Origin of the sequence: Rhodopseudomonas palustris, assembly GCF_007005445.1 — a bacterium.
In the GTDB taxonomy this organism is placed as follows: domain Bacteria; phylum Pseudomonadota; class Alphaproteobacteria; order Rhizobiales; family Xanthobacteraceae; genus Rhodopseudomonas; species Rhodopseudomonas palustris_G.
In genome coordinates, this window is record NZ_CP041387.1 from 1,184,855 (window position 1) to 1,202,302 (window position 17,448).

The 17,448-nt window shown below is 66.6% G+C and carries 19 protein-coding genes and 1 pseudogene; 15 read left to right on the forward strand and 5 right to left on the reverse strand.

Annotated elements, in window-relative coordinates; all coding sequences use genetic code 11:
• The first annotated feature begins 99 nt into the window (after positions 1–99).
• Positions 100–1,017 (forward strand): hypothetical protein, encoded by a 918-nt coding sequence (locus FLL57_RS23270; protein WP_185966188.1) that lies wholly within the window; start codon positions 100–102, stop codon positions 1,015–1,017.
• 76 nt (positions 1,018–1,093) lie between these two features.
• The gene (locus FLL57_RS05400) at positions 1,094–2,254 is read left to right on the forward strand and encodes a DNA-packaging protein (RefSeq protein ID WP_142884170.1); all 1,161 of its coding nucleotides are present in this window, start codon (positions 1,094–1,096) and stop codon (positions 2,252–2,254) included.
• Between the two features lie 118 nt (positions 2,255–2,372).
• Here FLL57_RS05400 and FLL57_RS05405 read toward each other — a convergent pair whose 3' ends face one another.
• Together FLL57_RS05405 and FLL57_RS05410 are read right to left on the reverse strand one after the other, a co-directional pair.
• Positions 2,373–2,684 carry a hypothetical protein gene (locus FLL57_RS05405; RefSeq protein WP_142882328.1) on the reverse strand — a complete coding sequence of 104 codons (312 nt, stop codon included), beginning with the start codon at positions 2,682–2,684 and terminating at the stop codon, positions 2,373–2,375.
• A 170-nt stretch (positions 2,685–2,854) separates the two neighbouring features.
• Positions 2,855–3,622 (reverse strand): S1 family peptidase, encoded by a 768-nt coding sequence (locus tag FLL57_RS05410; protein WP_142882329.1) that lies wholly within the window; start codon positions 3,620–3,622, stop codon positions 2,855–2,857.
• 64 nt (positions 3,623–3,686) lie between these two features.
• Here FLL57_RS05410 and FLL57_RS05415 point away from each other — a divergent pair, with 64 nt between their 5' ends.
• The 8 genes from FLL57_RS05415 (at position 3,687) to FLL57_RS05450 (ending at position 7,240) form a co-directional block, all read left to right on the forward strand.
• A complete protein-coding gene (locus FLL57_RS05415) occupies positions 3,687–4,256 on the forward strand; it encodes a head-tail connector protein (RefSeq protein WP_142882330.1) in 570 nt (189 codons plus the stop codon).
• Positions 4,253–4,573, forward strand: coding sequence for a head-tail adaptor protein (locus FLL57_RS05420; protein ID WP_142882331.1), 321 nt, complete (start codon positions 4,253–4,255; stop codon positions 4,571–4,573). Before FLL57_RS05415 ends, FLL57_RS05420 begins: the two co-directional genes overlap by 4 nt.
• Positions 4,570–4,980 (forward strand): DUF3168 domain-containing protein, encoded by a 411-nt coding sequence (locus FLL57_RS05425; RefSeq protein ID WP_142882332.1) that lies wholly within the window; start codon positions 4,570–4,572, stop codon positions 4,978–4,980. The genes FLL57_RS05420 and FLL57_RS05425 overlap by 4 nt, the downstream gene beginning before the upstream one ends.
• Positions 4,981–4,992: 12 nt before the next feature.
• Positions 4,993–5,400: a phage major tail protein, TP901-1 family gene (locus tag FLL57_RS05430; RefSeq protein ID WP_142882333.1), complete on the forward strand. Its 408-nt coding sequence runs from the start codon at positions 4,993–4,995 to the stop codon at positions 5,398–5,400.
• Positions 5,401–5,409: 9 nt separating this feature from the next.
• On the forward strand, positions 5,410–5,727 hold the full coding sequence (locus FLL57_RS05435; RefSeq protein ID WP_013503294.1) for a gene transfer agent family protein: 318 nt from the start codon (positions 5,410–5,412) through the stop codon (positions 5,725–5,727).
• The gene (locus FLL57_RS05440) at positions 5,724–5,924 is read left to right on the forward strand and encodes a rcc01693 family protein (protein ID WP_013503293.1); all 201 of its coding nucleotides are present in this window, start codon (positions 5,724–5,726) and stop codon (positions 5,922–5,924) included. Before FLL57_RS05435 ends, FLL57_RS05440 begins: the two co-directional genes overlap by 4 nt.
• Positions 5,924–6,514: a phage tail tape measure protein gene (locus FLL57_RS05445; RefSeq protein ID WP_142882334.1), complete on the forward strand. Its 591-nt coding sequence runs from the start codon at positions 5,924–5,926 to the stop codon at positions 6,512–6,514. The genes FLL57_RS05440 and FLL57_RS05445 overlap by 1 nt, the downstream gene beginning before the upstream one ends.
• An 87-nt stretch (positions 6,515–6,601) precedes the next feature.
• Positions 6,602–7,240, forward strand: coding sequence for a TIGR02217 family protein (locus tag FLL57_RS05450; protein WP_142882335.1), 639 nt, complete (start codon positions 6,602–6,604; stop codon positions 7,238–7,240).
• A 43-nt stretch (positions 7,241–7,283) separates the two neighbouring features.
• On the opposite strand, the gene FLL57_RS05455 is transcribed toward FLL57_RS05450, so the two are convergent.
• The 3 genes from FLL57_RS05455 to FLL57_RS05465 form a co-directional block, all read right to left on the reverse strand.
• Positions 7,284–8,291 carry a SphA family protein gene (locus tag FLL57_RS05455; protein WP_142882336.1) on the reverse strand — a complete coding sequence of 336 codons (1,008 nt, stop codon included), beginning with the start codon at positions 8,289–8,291 and terminating at the stop codon, positions 7,284–7,286.
• Between the two features lie 119 nt (positions 8,292–8,410).
• Positions 8,411–9,406, reverse strand: coding sequence for an HAD family hydrolase (locus FLL57_RS05460; protein WP_142882337.1), 996 nt, complete (start codon positions 9,404–9,406; stop codon positions 8,411–8,413).
• 17 nt (positions 9,407–9,423) lie between these two features.
• A complete protein-coding gene (locus FLL57_RS05465; RefSeq protein ID WP_142882338.1) occupies positions 9,424–11,121 on the reverse strand; it encodes an arylsulfatase in 1,698 nt (565 codons plus the stop codon).
• Positions 11,122–11,610: 489 nt separating this feature from the next.
• Here FLL57_RS05465 and FLL57_RS05470 point away from each other — a divergent pair, with 489 nt between their 5' ends.
• The 5 genes and pseudogenes from FLL57_RS05470 to FLL57_RS05490 all read left to right on the forward strand — a co-directional run bounded on the left by FLL57_RS05470 (position 11,611) and on the right by FLL57_RS05490 (position 17,396).
• Entirely contained in the window at positions 11,611–12,801 is a 1,191-nt protein-coding gene (locus FLL57_RS05470; protein WP_142882339.1) for an anaerobic sulfatase maturase, read from the forward strand.
• A gap of 38 nt (positions 12,802–12,839) precedes the next feature.
• A pseudogene (locus FLL57_RS05475) lies at positions 12,840–13,022 on the forward strand (DUF2460 domain-containing protein); the annotation flags it as partial.
• A gap of 198 nt (positions 13,023–13,220) precedes the next feature.
• On the forward strand, positions 13,221–15,896 hold the full coding sequence (locus tag FLL57_RS05480; RefSeq protein WP_013503290.1) for a DUF1522 domain-containing protein: 2,676 nt from the start codon (positions 13,221–13,223) through the stop codon (positions 15,894–15,896).
• A 63-nt stretch (positions 15,897–15,959) separates the two neighbouring features.
• Positions 15,960–16,520 carry a flagellar biosynthesis repressor FlbT gene (locus FLL57_RS05485; RefSeq protein WP_047308571.1) on the forward strand — a complete coding sequence of 187 codons (561 nt, stop codon included), beginning with the start codon at positions 15,960–15,962 and terminating at the stop codon, positions 16,518–16,520.
• 135 nt (positions 16,521–16,655) lie between these two features.
• Positions 16,656–17,396 (forward strand): helix-turn-helix transcriptional regulator, encoded by a 741-nt coding sequence (locus FLL57_RS05490; RefSeq protein ID WP_013503288.1) that lies wholly within the window; start codon positions 16,656–16,658, stop codon positions 17,394–17,396.
• Positions 17,397–17,448 lie beyond the last annotated feature (52 nt).

Here is a 17,448-nt window from a genome sequence, read left to right on the forward strand (position 1 = left end):
GGGAACCGCGGGAGCGTGACAAGCCAGGCCGCGCCGCGCCGTCAGTCTTGAGGCGATCGCGCTCGGAGACCACCGCCGCATGCCCCCCATGGAGCCGTCATGACCGACGATCCTGTATCTCCGCCGCAGCTCGTGCATGGCCTCACCGCCGAGGTCGTCGCGCTTGGGCAGCGGCTGTATGAGACCACCGACCTGCCGCTGAATTCCGTGGCGTCGCAGCTCGGCATCAGCCGGCGGACGTTGGGCAAGCTGGCGGAGGAGCAGGGTTGGAAGCCGCGCTGGACGCGGCCGCGGTTTGCGGCGCCGGCGCGGCAGCCGCCGAAGCAGCGGTCACGCGGCTTCACGCCGGAGGCGATCGAGAATCTGCGGAGGCGCTATGTCGAGAGCGACGAGACGCTGGAGCATATCGCCGCCGACTTCTGCGTTCATCGCAACACGCTGGAGCGGCTCGCGGCGAAGCTGGGCTGGCCGCTGCGCAAGCACCGGCCGCCACGCCCGCTACCAGAGACGCTGAAGATGAGCGTGGCCGCGGCCGACATGCTGCAGCAGGCGCGCGCCGCCGACCCCGACGCGGCCGCCGCGCCGCCGGGACCGGCACCGGCGCTGGCGCCAGCGCCCGAGCCCGAGTTGGTCGTGCCAGAGCCCGATCCGGGCGAGCAGCCGCTGGGCCAGGCGCCCGATCCCGCGCTGCTCGCGCTTCGTCTCGAACTCGCGGTCGATCAGCAACTGCGCAAGGTCGAAAACCTGCGTGAGGACACCACGCTCGGCGGCCACCGCGCGGTCGAGGCCGAGCGGATCGCCCGCACGCTGGCGGCGCTGACGCAGACGCTGTTCAAGGTCCGCCAGCTTCGCGATCCCGAACGGGCGCTCAGCGCCGCCGATGACGAGATGCCCGCCGATGCCGATGGATTCCGTCTGGAGCTTGCGCGCCGCATTGAGGCGTTTGTCCGCGGCGGGACTGACCGAGAGCTTTCTGCGCGCGACCGGGCTGCGGACGCTGGCGACGCTGGGGCATGATTTTGCGGTGTTCGCGCATCCGCATCAGGAGCATGAAGAGGCCGGCAACAACGGCGCGCCGTGGACCACCTGGCTGATGCTCGGCGGCCGCGGCGCCGGCAAGACGCGGGCCGGCGCCGAATGGGTGCGGGCGCTGGTCGCCGGCACGCCGCCTTATGCGGTGCGGCCTTATGGCCGGATCGCGCTGATCGGCGAGAGCTGGCACGACGCCCGCGAGGTGATGGTCGAGGGCGAATCCGGCCTCTTACGGATCTCGCCGCGCGCCGAGCGGCCGGAATGGATCGCCACCCGCAAGCGGCTGGAGTGGCCGAACGGCGCGGTCGGCCAGGTGTTCTCCGCCGACGATCCGGACTCTTTGCGCGGCCCGCAATTCGAGGCGGCGTGGTGCGACGAACTGGCGAAATGGCGCTACGCCGAAGCGAGCTTCGACATGCTGCAATTCGGGCTGCGGCTGGGCTCCCGGCCGCGGCAACTGATCACCACGACGCCGCGGCCGTTGCCGCTGATCAAGCGGCTCCTGGTCGATCCGCGGACGCGGGTGACGCGGGCGCCGACCCGCGCCAATGCCGAGCATCTGTCGCCGGCGTTTCTCGACAATGTGGTGGCGCGCTATGCCGGCACGCGGCTCGGCCGGCAGGAGCTGGACGGCGATCTGATCGAGGACCGGCCGGACGCGCTGTGGTCGCGGGCGCTGATCGAACGCAGCCGCGTCGCCGAGGCGCCGCCGCTGCAGCGCATCGTGGTGGCGATCGATCCGCCGGCATCGTCGAAGCCGGGCGCCGACAGCTGCGGCATCGTCGCGGTGGGGCGCAGCGGCGACGGCGTGTATTTCGTGCTGGAAGACGCTTCGGCGCAGGGGCTGACGCCGGCCGGCTGGGCCGCCAAGGCGGTGGGGCTGTATCACCGGCTTGAGGCCGATGCGATCGTCGCCGAAATCAACATGGGCGGCGAGATGGTGCGTGCGGTGATCCGCGAGACGGATTCGGTGGTGCCGATCCGCGAGGTGCGGGCGAGCCGCGGCAAATACGTCCGCGCCGAGCCGGTGGCGGCGCTGTACGAACAGGCCAAGGTCAAGCACGTCGGCAGCTTTCCGCTGCTCGAAGACGAGATGTGCGACTTCGGCCCCGGCGGCCTGTCGAATAGCCGCTCGCCCGACCGGCTCGACGCGCTGGTCTGGGCCGTCTCCGCGCTGGTGAAAGGCGCCAATGCCGGCGGCCCGCGGGTGCGGCTGCTGTAGTGGCGGCGAGGGTGTCGTGTGTAGGATGGGTTGAGCGTTAGCGAAACCCATCACGCGATTGCGGGGGGGCGATGGGTTTCGCTGCGCTCAACCCATCCTACCAGAAGGCGAAGCAGCCTCAGCAGTAGCCGTACCAGCCGCAGGCGTAGGGCAGGCGGCCGAAGATCAGGTTCGGATCGGTGCCGTAATAGCTGCGGTACAGATACGAGCGCGGCTTGCCGTAGTAACCGTGCACGATCGGCGGCACGTCGACCTCCGGCGCATACACCGGCGTGCCGCTTTCCATCTCCAGCGATTGCCGCACGCCGCGCGGCTTCGGTTGCGGCTCGGCGAAGATCTTGCCGATCTTGCTGTGCATCGGCAGATCGGCCGCCCGCGCGGGCCAGGCCAGCGGCAACGCGATCAGCAGTAACAGCACGACACGCAACATGGCGGCACTCCGGAGTGAGACGCCGCAAGGGTGGGGGATTATGGTTAATAAAGATTAACCAACGGCGTTTTCCCGTCATTGCGCGCGCAGCGAAGCAATCCAGGCGCCGTGCACCGAGCCTCTGGATCGCGTCGTCGGCTTCGCCGCCTCGCGATGACGGCCAGTCGTTCCTACCGCGCCAGCGCCGAGCCCCAGCTCTGCGCGGTGCGTGCGATCCAGTCGCGGTACAGCGTCAGCGGGGTGACGCCGGTGAGGCCGCCGCAGCCGGCGCTGTTGCCGGGGCCGGTCGACCACGACACCACGCCGACGACCACCAGCCGGTCGTTCTGCGCCTGCAGCGCCGGGCCGCCGGAATCGCCGGTGCAGGCGCCTAAGCCGGCGCGGCCGCCGCCGGCGGCCGGATCGGTGAGGCGGATCTGCAGGCGGCCGGGGCGGCCGGTCGCGGTCAGCGTCGCGCTGCGGGCGGTGCCGCCGCTTCTGCCGTCGCCGCGCCGGGTGACGCCGATGCCGGCGACGGTGAAGTCCTGGCCGGCGGCGAGCGGATCGTCCGGCGCCGCGATCGGCAGCGGCGCCTTGCCGGGCAGCGGCGCGGCGAGCTGCAAGAGCGCGACGTCGGCGCTGGCGCGGTGGCCGAGGATGGCGCGCATGTCGAACTCCGGATGCGCCGCGACGCGGGCGACGTCGCGCAGGCTCGGCTGCCGCTGCGCGTCGTACTGCACCACCTTGTAGTCCGCGCCGGGGCCGACGCAGTGCGCCGCGCTCAGCACCAGGTCGGGCGCGATCAGCGTCCCCGAACAGAAATTGCCGCGCGAGCCGACGATGGTGACCAGGGCGCGGGAAAGCGCGCCGGTCGCCTCCGGGGCGCCGCCGACCATTGCGGCGGCCGGTGAGGCCAGCGCGGCGGCGAGGAGGCTGCCGAATGTGAGCGTGCGGATCATGGCGGCGCGTTTCGCCCGCCGCCGCGGCGCTGTCAATCGCCGATCACCATCATGAGGAACCGCCATGCCGATGCTGCTGCTGGCCGGGCCGGCCGCCGAGCCGTGGACCGTCGCTGATCTGAAGAGCTTCCTGCGCGTCGAGTACGAGGTGGACGACGCGGTGATCGCCTCGCTGCTGACGGCGGCGCGCGGCCAGATCGAGGCCGCAACCGGCAAGATGCTGCTGGCGCAGCGCTGGCGGCTGGTGCTGGATGCCTGGCCGCGCGAGGGGCGCATCGGGCTGCGCGGCGGCCCGCTGCGGGCGCTGATCGCGGTGCGGACCTACGACGCGCACGGCGCCGCGCACGATGTCGATCCCGCCTGCTTTGCGCTCGATCTCGCCGGCGGCGTGATCGCGTCGCCGCGCTGGGCGCTGCCGGAGCCGGGGCGCCCGGTCGCCGGCATCGAGCTCGACCTCGAACTCGGCTACGGCACCGCGCCGGACGATATCCCGCCGCCGCTGCGCCATGCGGTGCGGATGCTGGTGGCGCAGTGGTACGACAACCGCGGCGATGCTGCGTCCGGAGCCGGCTCCGCGGTGCTGCCCGGCGGCATCGCCGCGATGATCGCCGGCTATCGCACGGTGACGCTGTGATCGATCCCGGGCGCTTGAATCGCCGGCTGACGCTGCTGGCGCCGGTCGAGACCGACGACGGGCAGGGCGGCGTGGCGCGGAGTTACGCGGCGCAGGCGGTGGTGTGGGCCAGCGTCGTGCCGCTCGCCGCGCGCGAGGGTGTTGCGGCCGATGACAGCCGCGCCGCGCTGCGCGCAAAAATCACGCTGCGCGCCGGGGTGACGCTGTCGCGCGCGCATCGGCTCGCCGATGGCGACAGCGTGTATCGCATCATCGCCTGGCGCAGCCGCGAGCGCGGCGCGCTGCTCGAGATCGACGCCGAGACGGAGCAGACATGACCCCTGCCAGCGTTGCGCTGCGCGCGGCGATCCACCGCGCGCTGATCACCGACACCGCGCTGCTCGCCGCGCTCGGCGGGCCGCGGATCTACGACGAGCCGCCGCGCGAGGCGGCGTTTCCGTTCGTCACCCTCGGCGAAGCGCGGATCAGCGACGTCTCCGCCGACGATGCGCCGACGCAGGAGCATCAATTGACGTTGCACGCCTGGTCGCGCCAGGGCGGCCACAAGGAGGCGCACCTCATCACCGGCGCGCTGCTGCAGGCGCTGGACGATGCGCCGCTCGCCCCGTCCGGCCATCGCCTGGTCAATCTGCGGTTCGCACTCGCCGACATCCGCCGCGAGCCCGACGGCCGCACCTATCACGCCTTGGTGCGATTTCGCGCCGTCACCGAACCAGTTAGTTAGCAGGAGCCGCGCATGGGCGCACAAAAGGGCAAGGATCTGCTGCTCAAGATCCACGACGGCACGAACTACGTCACCGTCGCCGGCTTGCGCAGCCGCAAGATCGCGTTCAACGCCGAACTGGTCGACATCACCCACGCCGAATCCGCCGACCGCTGGCGCGAGCTGCTGGCCGGCGCCGGCGTCCGCCGTGCGTCGATCTCCGGCCGCGGCCTGTTCAAGGATTCCAGCTCCGACGCGCTGGTGCGAACTGCGTTCTTCAGCGGGCTGATCAGCGACTGCCAGGTGGTGGTGCCGGATTTCGGCAGCATCACCGGGCCGTTCCAGATCGCCAGCCTGGAATTCGCCGGCGAGCACAACGGCGAAGTCACCTTCGACCTGACGCTGGAGAGCGCCGGCGCGCTCGGCTTCGTCGCCTTGTGAGAGGATAGCATGGCCAACAAACATCGCGGTGAAATCGAAGCCGAACTCGGCGGCCGGACCCGCACGCTGGTGCTCACCCTCGGCGCGCTCGCCGAGCTGGAAGCCGCGTTCGCCGCCACCGATCTCGTCGCACTGGCGCAGCGCTTCGGCAGCGGGCATCTGTCGGCGCGCGATCTGGTCCGGATCATCGCCGCGGGCCTGCGCGGCGCCGGCGAGGCGGTCCGCGATGATGAAGTCGCGGCGATGACGGTGAGCGGCGGCGCCGCCGGCTACGCCAGTATCGCGGCCGAGCTGCTGGCCGCGACGTTCGGCGAGGCGGCGGCGTGACGCCGTTTCCGTGGGCGGAAGCGATGCAGTTCGGTCTCGGCGTGCTGCGGCTGCCGCCCGATCAGTTCTGGCGGATGACGCCGCGCGAACTCGCCGCCGCGATCGCCGGCCTGCGCGGCGGCGCGACACCGCCGCTCGGCCGCGCCGCGCTCGACGAACTGATGCGGCGCTATCCGGATCACGAGGAACTTGCGTGATGACGGGCGACGGCAACGAGACATGCGACTGCGGCTGCGTCGAGGAGACGACTCAGAAGGTCGACCAGCTCACCACCAAGACCCAGGCGCTGAGCAGCGAAGCCAAGGGCTTCGCGCGGGCGATGACCTCGGCGTTCTCGCAGGCGGTCACCGGCGGCAAGCAGTTCGAGGACGTGCTGAAGTCGCTGGCGCTGAAGGTCTCGGACCTCGCGCTGAAGGCGGCGCTGAAGCCGCTGACTACCAGCCTTGCCGGCGGCTTCGACAGCCTGTTCTCGGGGCTGTTCGGCGGCGCGACCGCCAAGAACGCCGACGGCGCGATCAAGCCATTTGCGGCCGGTGGGGTGATCGGCACCCCGACCTACTTCCCGATGCTCGGCGGCGGCGTCGGCCTCGCCGGTGAAGCCGGCCCCGAGGCGATCCTGCCGCTGGCGCGCGGCGCCGACGGCCGGCTCGGGGTCGCTTCGAGCGGGGGAGCCACCACGGTCAACATCCAGATCGCCACGCCCGACGCCGACAGCTTCCGCCGCTCCGAGACCTATCTCACCGGCCAGATCGCCCGCGCCGTCGCGCGCGGCCAGCGCGGGCTTTGAGCCGACAGCCGTTCATCCACGTCATTGCGAGCCTGCTCCTCGCAATGACGGCGAGTGTGGATCGATTTGATTCCTGGTGCGCAAGTCATGACCCCCTTCCACGAAATCCTGTTCCCGCTCGACGTCGCGTTGAAAAGCGCCGGCGGGCCGGAGCGGCGCACCGAGATCGTCGGCTTCGGCTCGGGCCGCGAACAGCGCAACGCGCGCTGGGCGGACTCGCGGCGGCGCTACGACGCCGGCTACGGCGTCAAGACGTTCGAAGCGCTGCAGCAGGTGGTCGCGTTCTTCGAGGAGCGCCGCGGCCCGCTCACCGGCTTCCGCTGGCGCGACCGGCTGGATTGCAGTTCGGCCGCACCCGGCGCGCCGGTGTCGCCGCTCGACCAGGGCATCGGCATCGGCGACGGCTCGCGCACGAGCTATCAGCTCGTCAAGACCTACGGCGCCGGCTTTGCGCCCTATGTGCGCACGATCACCAAGCCGGTCGCCGGCACCGTCCGCGTTGCGGTCGGCGGCGTCGAAGCCGCGGCCGCCGCGTTCGGCTGCGATCCCGCCACCGGCATCGTCAGCTTCGCGCCCGGCCATCAGCCGCCATCCGGTGCAGCGGTGACCGCGGGCTTTCAGTTCGACGTGCCGGTGCGGTTCGACACCGACTACCTCGAAGTCGATCTTTCGGCGTTCGCGGCCGGCGCCATTCCGAAGATCCCGCTGGTCGAGATCAGGGTGTGAGCGGACTCTCCCGGAGGCCGCGGTTCGAGCCGCCGCCATTGCTTCAAGGCTTTCGCGGCATCGGCCCCGCGGCTGCCGGCTGCGGTGGTGCGGGCGATACGACGAACGACAGCCAGGCGTTCCAGCCTTCCGGCCGGTTCTGCGCGGCGAACTCCTTGTAGCCCTTCAGGTTCAGATAACCCTGCATGTCGCCGACCGGAAACAGGATGCCGAGCTGCGGTCCGACGCCGGCAACACGCGACCGAAACCCGCCAAGCAGCGCCCGCGCGCCGGAATCGTCGCTGATCTGCTGGAAGTAATAGCCGACCAGCCCAAGCTGGAGTTGTTTGGTGAGGAAGTGCGACGCGCCCCAGTCGACGTGAAAGTCGACGCCGTTCTGGTAGTTCGCCGATGTGTTCTTGAAGTTGTAGGTCGCACCCGCGACCGCCGAGAATTCGTTGCCGGCGAGTGGATTGAAATAGGTGTAGCCGACGCCGAAGTCGATCGCGCCGTGGCCGATGCCGAGATTGGCGAGGCGGTGCCGGTCGTAGTCGCCGACCGGAATGTCGCCGGTGCCATACACCATGAAGTTATTGACGCCCACGTTCCATTTCAGCGCGATCTGCGGAATCACGTCGCCGTATGAGGTGAGATCCTGCGTCCGGCCGAGCGCGATGGTGCGGCCGGAGAAATCGCTCAGCGACGCTTCAGCCGCCGCCTGGTTGCGGCCCGCAACGCCGATCAGGGTCGCGGACAATTGGCCACCGAGAACCGGCGTTGCGAACACGTAGCTTGGGCCGTACAGGCCGAGGTCGCCCTTGCCGGAGACCCCGACGTCGACCCGTCCGCCCCGGGGAAACTGCATGCCGGCGCCTGCGCTGACATCGGTGTGATAGTAGATTGAGATCCAGGACCAGCCTGGCGTGCCCGGTGTCGCTGCAAGGCTGCCGAAGAAGCCAGGGACCCAGAAGCTGATGCCCCCTTCGTCGGCCGATGCTGCTTGCGGGCCTTGGAGGGCCAGCAGCGCTACGGCTGCCAATCCGCCGATGATACGGTGCGAATATTGCGACATGCCACGTTCCGATGTGTCCTGGTCAGCCTCTGACCGTTGTCACGCCTGCGCCAAAACCGGCGCCGGATAGTTGCGCGGAGACCACCCCGGATCGCCGGCCCGGGCGATCGATGCGGGCGTCATTCCGTAAAGATCCGGCTCCAGTCGTTCTTCATGTCGACGACCGTCCAGCCACCCGCGGCCGCCGCATCGAGCGCCTTGTCGAGCTTGCCGATCTTGGACTGGCGATCGTAGGCATATTCCCGTTCGGCATCGGTGTGATGGACGAGCCCGGCAAACCGCGGGCCGGCGCCGGCGACGGTCCATTGCAGCATTTCGAGGTCGCCGTCCGAATTGCCGAATGCGAAGATCGGCCGGCGCCCGATGAACCGGTTGATGCCAACCGGCTTGCCGGGGCCGTCGTCGACGAATTCGACCTTGGTGAGCTTGTTCAAGCGCGGCTTGCCGGTGGCATCAGTCTCGAATTTCACGACGCCGGACGAGCCGACCACCTGCTCGGGCGGTATGCCGTAGGCTTTCTCCACCCACGGCCGCATGAATTCGACACCGCCGCCCGATACAATGAAGGTCTTGAAGCCGTTCGCGCGCAGATATGCCAGCAGCTCCAGCATCGGCTGGTAGGTCAGTTGGTTGTAGGGCCGCCCGAAGCGCGGGTGCCGTGCGGTTGCCATCCAATCACGCACCGCATCGGTGAACTCGTCCGTCGTCATCCCCGCATGAGTTGCCGCGACGACCTCGAGCAGGCCAGTTTCGCCCGATGACGCGAATGCCGCCTTGTCGTTTTGAAGCAGCGCCTTGAACGGCTCGTGATCTTTCCATTCCGGATGCTGCGGAGCCATCGCCTTAATGCGATCGAACGCAAACGCGAGCTGGAAGTAATAGGGCTGCTCGGCCCACAGCGTGCCATCATTGTCGAAAGTGGCGATCCGCTCGGCTGTCGGCACGAAATCCGCACCTTGCTCCGTCGTCACGCGCGCGACGAAGGCGAGGATCGCCTGTTTCGCGGTCCCGTTCGTCCATGACGGCAACGGATCGGAGGCGTCGGCCGCGAAACCGACGACGGGCGAGCCGAACACGGCGGCCGAGAGAGCGAGCAGGCTGCGTCTGGTGATCATCGCCGTTCTCCGGTGCCTCAATTCTCGTTCGGTCTCGCCGTCGTGATCTTCTCCATCACGTCGCTGATGGTGAAGCTCGCGGCCTTGGCCCGCGGCGGAAACTCTTTGAAGCTCTCAGCCCAATGCGCCACCAGGGCCTGCGCCGGGATGATCAGGAACATGCGGTGATCCATCCAGTCGCCGTAGTTCAGGCTGGCGGTGGCTCTTTCGAATGGATCGGCCCGCAAATTGTAGATGTTGGGGGCGCGAAGCTTGGTGAACTGGCCCTGCCAAACGCCGGCGGGCGTTTGCGGCGAGACCTCGGTGTTCTGCTCCAGGAAAGCGAATTTCCAATTCCGGATTCGGATCGCCATCAGTTCGCCGTCGTCGCTCCAATACAGGAAGCCCTCGCGCGGTGACTGTTTCACTTCATTCTTGAAGAACGGCAGCAGGTTGATCCCGTCGAGATGCACCTTGAATGGCTTACCGTTCAGGGTCGTGCCTTGCTTGAGACGATCCACGATGCCGGTGTCGCCGGTCGCGGCAGCAAAGGTCGGGATGAAGTCCTCATGCGCGCAAATATCGTTGACGATCGTGCCGGGATTGATCACGCCCGGCCAGCGGATCAGGCAGGGCACCCGGAAGGCACCTTCCCAATTGGTCGCTTTCTCGCCCCGGAACGGCGTCGTGCCGCCGTCGGGCCATGTGAACACCTCGGCGCCGTTGTCGGTCGTATAGACCACGATGGTATTGTCCACGACGCCGAGGTCGTCCAGCAGTTGCAGCAGTTCGCCGACATGACCATCGGTCTCGACCATCCCGTCCGGATATAGTCCGAGCCCGGTCTTGCCTTGCGATTCTTTTTTCAGATGCGTGAAGACGTGCATCCGCGTGGTATTGAAGTAACAGAACCACGGCGTTTGAGCCTTGTGCTGCCGGCTGATGAAGTCCTTGGCCGCGGCGAGAAACTCCGCGTCGACGGTCTCCATGCGCTTGGTGTCCATCGGGCCGGTGTTCTCGATCACCTGCTTGCCGACGCGCCCGTAGGTCGGATCGACCGTCGGGTCGTCGCGGTCACTCGCCTTGCACTTCAAAACCCCGCGCGGCCCGAACTTGGCGCGGAAACGCGGATCCTTCGGATAGTCCGGGTTCTCCGGCTCCTCCTCCGCGTTGAGATGATAGAGATTGCCGAAGAACTCGTCGAAGCCGTGGACGGTGGGTAGGTGCTCGTTGCGGTCGCCGAGATGGTTTTTGCCGAATTGCCCGGTGGCATAGCCGTACGACTTCATCACGTCCGCGACGCTCGGATCGAGCGGACCGAGCCCGAGCTCTGCCCCCGGCAGCCCGACCTTGGTCAGCCCGGTGCGAATGGGTGATTGCCCGGTGATGAACGCGGCGCGGCCCGCGGTGCAACTCTGCTGCCCATACCAGTCGGTGAAGGTGGCGCCTTCTCGGCCGATCCGGTCGATGTTGGGCGTGCGATAGCCCATGATCCCCATGTTGTAGACACTGATGTTGAACCAGCCGATATCGTCGCCCATGATGAACAGGATGTTCGGTTTGGATCCGGCGGCTCCGCTGGCGATCGCGGGAGAGGCCGGAGAGTTTTTCGTGGCCTGTGCGAATGCGCTGGTGGTCAGTGCGGCCGCCGCGACCAGGGTTGATGTGCCGAGCAGGAGATGCCGACGGTCAATGGTGCCATCGGGCACGCGCGGGTGCTTGTCTTCGCTGTTCATCTGACACTCCCGATTGTGATCCGGTGCGGATTCGGCTGCGGCGGTCCGCCCGAGAGCGGGCGACGCGCGGAATGAGCGTTGCGGAGTGAAGTACGATGATCTGGCTAGGTAGAGGGAATTGCGTTCGGGGTGGAACGCGATCGACGTTGAGGCTCAGGGTGATCATTGGTCGGCACGAACCGCTCTCCAGCGAGTAGCGAGGAGTATTAGTGCGCCACGTTCGTGTGGTCGTGCCAACCATCTGTCGCGCAATCAATCTGAAATAGAGGTGCACTGCGTTGCAGGATCGCACCACGAAATGTGATAAGGATGCAGCTAATCAGCGTACAAATCGTTGAGGCGCGTCAATTGCGATACTGTGTCGGGTTTCGTGTAATAGTGGTATGCTACTGAGGGGTCAGTATCAGGTCACCAATTTCCAAGTGAGTGCTGCTCGTGCCTGACAAACGGCAGTTATCGCATTGTGGCGTTCAGCGCCGGTTTCACGTCATGGCCAAGCCTGCAGGCTCGTCCTGCAATCTCGATTGCAGATATTGCTTCTATCTAAGTAAGCAAACGCTCCGAGGAGGGCCGGGTACCGGCAGGATGACGGACCGGACTCTGGAGCTGTTCATTCGGCAGTATATCGAGGCGAACACGGGGCCGGAGGTGGTGTTCTCCTGGCAGGGCGGTGAGCCGACGCTGCTCGGCCTGGACTTCTTCCAGAGGGTCGTTGAGCTGCAAAGACGATACGCGAGGCCCGGTCAGCGTATCGAAAATGATCTTCAGACGAACGGAATTCTGCTCGATGCCGCTTGGGCCGGGCTTTTGAAAGAGCACCGGTTCCTGGTCGGACTCAGCATCGATGGTCCGCGCGAGCTGCATGATCGCTACCGGGTGAACAAGGGAGGCGCGCCGACATTCGACAAGGTCATGGCTGGGGCGACGGTGTTGCGGAAGGCAGGGGTGCCGTTCAACACGCTCACCTGCGTACATCGCTTCAATGCCGAGCGCCCGCTGGATGTCTATCGCTTTCTCCGCCGGGAGCTGGATTCGACCTACATCCAGTTCATTCCGATCGTGCAGGCGAGGGGTTTCGAGACCGATGCGCCGGATGTCTACGACACCGGGCATATGCCGATCATTGGAAGCGCGCGGTCGAAGCCCGATCATCCGGAATCGATCGTCACCGACTGGTCGGTCGATCCCGACCGATACGGCTATTTCCTGTCACGCGTATTCGATGAGTGGCGGCGGCGGGATCTCGGCAGGGTGCTGGTGAACCATTTTGAAACGCTGGTCGCTCAGCATCTCGGTCTGCCCGCGCAGATCTGCATCTATCATCAATTTTGCGGCAAGGGCGTGGCGCTGGAACACGATGGCAGCGTCTACGCCTGTGACCACTATGTGTACCCTCCGTATCGGCTCGGCAACCTGAGCGAGATGTCATTGTCGGAGATGGTCTTCTCTGAGCGGCAGGTGGCATTCGGCTACGCGAAGTCGGAGATGCTCCCGGACGACTGCCGCGCCTGCGAGTATTTGCAGGACTGCTGGGGAGAATGTCCTGGAAATCGTCTGCTGCGCACGCCGTCGGGCCAGCCGGGGCTCAATTATCTGTGCAGCGGACTGAAGAAGTTCTTCAAGCACGTGCGGCCAGCCATCGACGAGATTGCGGCCGGGATCCGGAAGCAGAAGGGCTAGCTGGGCCGCAAGGTCGACGCTCTGATGATGCGGAACGAGATCCCGCCACCGGCATCGTCAGCTTCGCGCCTGGGCATCTGCCACCTGCCGGCACCGCAGTGACCGCCGGCTTTCAGTTCGACGTGCCGGTGCGGTTCGACACCGACTACCTCGAAGTTGATCTTTCGGCGTTCGCGGCCGGCGCGATTCCGAAGATCCCGCTGGTCGAGATCAGGGGCTGAGAACGTGAGAGCAAACGCGCTGCGGGGGCGCGTCGGGCGTGAAGCATTCCTTGCTTTTCGGACGTCCGAATGGATGAAGGCGACGTCCGATCGGACGAGTGCCGGTTCAACGATCCTTTCCGCGGCAAAACTGAAAATGGCGAGCCGACAGAAAAGTTCGGCGCAACGACACGCCATTGCCCAGAAAGGCAAACGTCCATGTCAGGTATCGTTCTTTCGAACGCCGTCCGCCAGAATCTCTCGTCGCTTCAGGCCACGGCCGACTTGCTCGCCACCACCCAGAGCCGCCTCTCGTCCGGCAAGAAGGTGAACACGGCGCTCGACAATCCGACCAACTTCTTCACCGCCGCTTCGCTCGACAGCCGCGCCAGCGACATCAACAACCTGCTCGACGGCATCGGCAACGGCGTGCAGATCCTGCAGGCCGCCAACACCGGCATCACCTCGCTGAACAAGCTGGTGGACAGCGCCAAGTCGATCGCCAACCAGGCGCTGCAGACCGTGGCCGGCTACGCCACCAAGTCGAACGTCTCGGCGACCATCTCCGGCGCCACCGCCGATGACCTGCGCGGCACCCAGAGCTTCAGCAACGCCGTTGCCAGCAGCAACGTGGTGTTCGACGGCTCTGCGGGCGGTGCCACCACCGCCTCCGGCAGCGATCTGCTGGGCGGTGTCGCCGTCAGCATCGCGGCTGCGACCGCCGTCACCGCCCTCGGCGCCGCCGACAACACCGCGCTCGGTAGCGCGCTGACCGTCGGCACCGCCAGCGGCGCCGCCACCGGCACCAGCAAGATCAGCGATCTGACCAACGGTCTGACCGCGACTGCGACCGGTCCGGCCGCCGGTGACGCGATCACCGTCAACGGCAAGACCATCACCTTCACCACCGCCGGTGCGGCGAAGGCGGACTCCGAAGGCAACTACACGATCGGCCTCGATCAGGACCTGACGGCCCTGACCAAGACCATCGACGCGATGAACAACAATACGACCAACGCGTCGACCGTCACCGGCGGCAAGCTGGAACTGCACTCGGGCACCAACAGCCCGCTGACGATCAGCGACAACGCCGGCGGTGCGGTGCTGGCCAAGCTCGGGCTGGGCGGCTCGACCGAGTTCAAGGTCGATACGGCTGCTGCGACGGCATCGGCCAACATCTCGGGCTCGACCCAGTTGTTCAACAGCCACGGCGGCCTGTCCTCGACCGCGATCGCTGACGGCACCCAGCTCACCGTCAACGGCAAGACCATCACCTTCAAGACCTCGGATGCGCCGCAGGGTAACAACATTGCCACCGGCACCGGCGTTCTCGGCCGCATCGGCACCGACGGCAACGGCAACTCGACGATCTATCTCGGCAACCAGAGCAACTTCACCAACGCGACCGTGGGTGACGTTCTGACCGCGATCGATCTCGCCAACGGCGTCAAGTCGGCGTCGATCTCGAACGGCGTGGCGACGATCTCGACCAGCGCCGGCCAGACCCCGTCGTCCGTGGCTGCCGGCATCGTCACCATCAACAGCTCGTCGGGTGCCGACCTCAATCTGACCGGCCCGACCGATCTGCTCAAGAACCTCGGCCTGACCACTGCGACCGGCTCTGGCCCGCTGACCCTGACCAAGCAGCGCACCACCGACGGCACCACGCTTGGTACGCTGATCGCGGACGGCTCGACCCTGAACGTGAACGGCAAGACCATCACGTTCAAGAACGCCGCGGTGCCGACGGCCTCCGCGTCGCACACCGGAATCTCCGGCAACGTCGAAACCGACGGCAACGGCAACTCGACCGTGTACCTGCAGAAGGGCACTCTCGACGACGTGCTGAAGGCGGTCGATCTCGCCACCGGCGTGCGCAAGGCGACGCTCGGCAACGCCGGTGCGGTGATCTCCACCGCGAGCGGTACGGCCAACTCGTCGATCACCAGCGGCATGCTGAAGCTCTCGACCGGTCTGCAGTCCGACCTCAGCATCACCGGTACCGGCAATGCCATGGCGGCGCTCGGCCTGACCGGCCCGAGCGGCACCGACAGCTCGTTCTCCGCGACCCGCGGTGCGAGCGCCGGCAGCCTGAACGGCAAGTCGCTGACCTTCACCTCGTTCAACGGCGGTGCGGGCGTCAACGTCACGTTCGGTGACGGCACCAACGGCACCGTCAAGTCGCTGGCCCAGCTCAACGTCGCGCTGGCCGCCAACAACATGTCGGCGTCGATCGACAACGCCACCGGCAAGCTGACGATCTCGACCTCCAACGACTTCGCCTCCCACTCGATGGGCGGCAGCGAAGGTGGCGTGCTCGGTGGCACTGCGCTGACGACTCTGACCTTCTCGACGCCGCAGGCGCCGGTTGCGGACGTCAATGCCCAGAACACCCGTGCGGGTCTGGTCAAGCAGTTCAACGACATCCTGAACCAGATCAAGACCACGGCTCAGGACGCTTCGTTCAACGGCGTCAACCTGCTGAACGGCGACACCCTGAAGCTGGTGTTCAACGAAACCGGCAAGTCGACGATCTCGATCCAGGGCGTCACGTTCGATCCGACCGGCCTCGGTCTGTCGGACCTGTCGTCGGGCACCGACTTCATCGACAACAACGCGACCAACGCGGTGCTGACCAAGCTGAGCGCCGCCTCGACCACGCTGCGGTCGCAGGCTTCGGCGTTCGGTTCGAACCTGTCGGTGGTGCAGGCGCGTCAGGACTTCTCGAAGAGCCTGATCAACGTGCTGCAGACCGGCTCGGCGAACCTGACGCTGGCCGACACCAACGAGGAAGCGGCGAACAGCCAGGCGCTGTCGACCCGCCAGTCGATCGCGGTGTCCGCGCTGTCGCTGGCCAACCAGTCGCAGCAGGGCGTGCTGCAGTTGCTGCGTTAACGAAACCGATCGAGCCGGCGGCATCCGCCGCCGGCTCGATCACTTGAACTGAGGAGACGACCGATGCCGCTGAGCGAGACCACACCGATGAGCGTCGCCAGGACGCCGCGAGGATCGCGCAAGGCATCGTCCGGACTGAAGATCACGCTGAAGCCGTTCGAGCGGATCGAGATCGGCGGTCTGACGCTGATCAACGGATGGACCGAATCGTCGACGTTCTCGATCGAAGGCACCGCGCCGGTGCTGCGCCAGGCCAACACGATTCTCGAAGACCACGCCGACACCAGCCTGCGGCAGGTCTATCTGCGCTTACAGAAACTCTATCTGCGCCGTGACGGAGCGACCCTTGAAGGCTACCATCAGGCGGTGGAGCGCCTTCTGCTGGAGATGCCCGCGGCCGCTGAAGCCGTGCAAAAGGCCAACCAGGCGATCGCCGACCAGCGGCTCTATGCGGCGCTGAAGGCGTATCGCGATCTGCTCGATCAGACCGACGAGGGATGGTCGTCGCAAGCGTCCGAGCCGGCGCCGATCCGACAGGGCGATCCCGAAGCGCTGCCCAGGGTCGAATTCGTGCGCGACCGGCGGAAATATCGCGCGGGAGCCTCGCGCAGCCAGCCCGGATAGGCCGCAACGGTGCCATCGCCAAATTTGGGGATGACGAATCTCTGGGGTCCGATCTAGTTTCCCGTAAAATTACTAGGTCGCAAGCCGCGCCCCGACCGAGGTGGTTTTTCCTTCTACGTCAAGTGCTTGCCAATCATGCCGGGTTCTCACCTATCGAATATCGTCAAGGGGGTCGGAATCAGCGCCCTGGTGATCGATCGGGACGGCAAGATTCTCGAAGCCAGCGACGAGCCGGCGATGTCCGGCGCCAAATCCAAGAGCAAGGTCGGCAGCAGCTATTTCGACGCCTGCATCCGTCCGGATCGGCACTCGCTGGAATTGCTGCGCGGGTTCAAGAGCCTCGCCGAAAAGAGCATCGACTTCTTCTCGACGGTCAGTTGGCGCGAAGAGGCTGGCGAACGAAAGCACTTCTTGATCGTGGCGACGCCATGCGACGACGATCCGGACGCGATCGTGGTGTTGCACATCGATGTGTCGGTCCTGCTCGGCGGACGTCAGGAATTGTCCGCGCTGATGATCGGGCAGGGGGCGGCCGCTGCGGCTCAAGTCGATGCCGCAATGATCGGAGCCGTGCGCGGTGCGATCGTCGATGCGCTCGCGGCCTCGCAGGTGCCCACGCCGACATTGACGATTCCCAAGCAATCCAGGGAGCCGAACGCTCTCAGCGAACTTACGCCCTCGCAGTTGGAACTTCTGCCCTATCTGGCGAGCGGAAAGAGCAACCGGCAGATCGCCAAAGAGCGCGACATGAGCGTGTTCACGGTGAAGTCTCAGGTGGCCGGCATTATCCAGAAGCTGAACGTCGCCAACCGCACGCAGGCGGCACTGTTCGCGATGCGCAACAGCGAGGCCTTGGGAATTCGATCGCGAGCCTAGATGTGAGCTTTCAATAGGTTGTCCATCCGGTCCGGACCGAGGATGCTGAGGT

Excerpts from the sequence above, each read along its gene's own strand:
- FLL57_RS05435 (WP_013503294.1), top strand. The coding sequence starts at position 5,410 with ATGGCCAACAAACATCGCGGTGAAATCGAAGCCGAACTCGGCGGCCGG.
- FLL57_RS05455 (WP_142882336.1), bottom strand. The coding sequence starts at position 8,291 with ATGTCGCAATATTCGCACCGTATCATCGGCGGATTGGCAGCCGTAGCG.
- FLL57_RS05425 (WP_142882332.1), top strand. The coding sequence starts at position 4,570 with ATGACCCCTGCCAGCGTTGCGCTGCGCGCGGCGATCCACCGCGCGCTG.
- FLL57_RS05430 (WP_142882333.1), top strand. The coding sequence starts at position 4,993 with ATGGGCGCACAAAAGGGCAAGGATCTGCTGCTCAAGATCCACGACGGC.
- FLL57_RS05405 (WP_142882328.1), bottom strand. The coding sequence starts at position 2,684 with ATGTTGCGTGTCGTGCTGTTACTGCTGATCGCGTTGCCGCTGGCCTGG.
- FLL57_RS05415 (WP_142882330.1), top strand. The coding sequence starts at position 3,687 with ATGCCGATGCTGCTGCTGGCCGGGCCGGCCGCCGAGCCGTGGACCGTC.
- FLL57_RS05445 (WP_142882334.1), top strand. The coding sequence starts at position 5,924 with ATGACGGGCGACGGCAACGAGACATGCGACTGCGGCTGCGTCGAGGAG.
- FLL57_RS05410 (WP_142882329.1), bottom strand. The coding sequence starts at position 3,622 with ATGATCCGCACGCTCACATTCGGCAGCCTCCTCGCCGCCGCGCTGGCC.
- FLL57_RS05480 (WP_013503290.1), top strand. The coding sequence starts at position 13,221 with ATGTCAGGTATCGTTCTTTCGAACGCCGTCCGCCAGAATCTCTCGTCG.
- FLL57_RS05465 (WP_142882338.1), bottom strand. The coding sequence starts at position 11,121 with ATGAACAGCGAAGACAAGCACCCGCGCGTGCCCGATGGCACCATTGAC.
- FLL57_RS05470 (WP_142882339.1), top strand. The coding sequence starts at position 11,611 with ATGGCCAAGCCTGCAGGCTCGTCCTGCAATCTCGATTGCAGATATTGC.
- FLL57_RS05460 (WP_142882337.1), bottom strand. The coding sequence starts at position 9,406 with ATGATCACCAGACGCAGCCTGCTCGCTCTCTCGGCCGCCGTGTTCGGC.
- FLL57_RS05400 (WP_142884170.1), top strand. The coding sequence starts at position 1,094 with ATGCTCGGCGGCCGCGGCGCCGGCAAGACGCGGGCCGGCGCCGAATGG.
- FLL57_RS05450 (WP_142882335.1), top strand. The coding sequence starts at position 6,602 with ATGACCCCCTTCCACGAAATCCTGTTCCCGCTCGACGTCGCGTTGAAA.
- FLL57_RS05490 (WP_013503288.1), top strand. The coding sequence starts at position 16,656 with ATGCCGGGTTCTCACCTATCGAATATCGTCAAGGGGGTCGGAATCAGC.
- FLL57_RS05485 (WP_047308571.1), top strand. The coding sequence starts at position 15,960 with ATGCCGCTGAGCGAGACCACACCGATGAGCGTCGCCAGGACGCCGCGA.
- FLL57_RS23270 (WP_185966188.1), top strand. The coding sequence starts at position 100 with ATGACCGACGATCCTGTATCTCCGCCGCAGCTCGTGCATGGCCTCACC.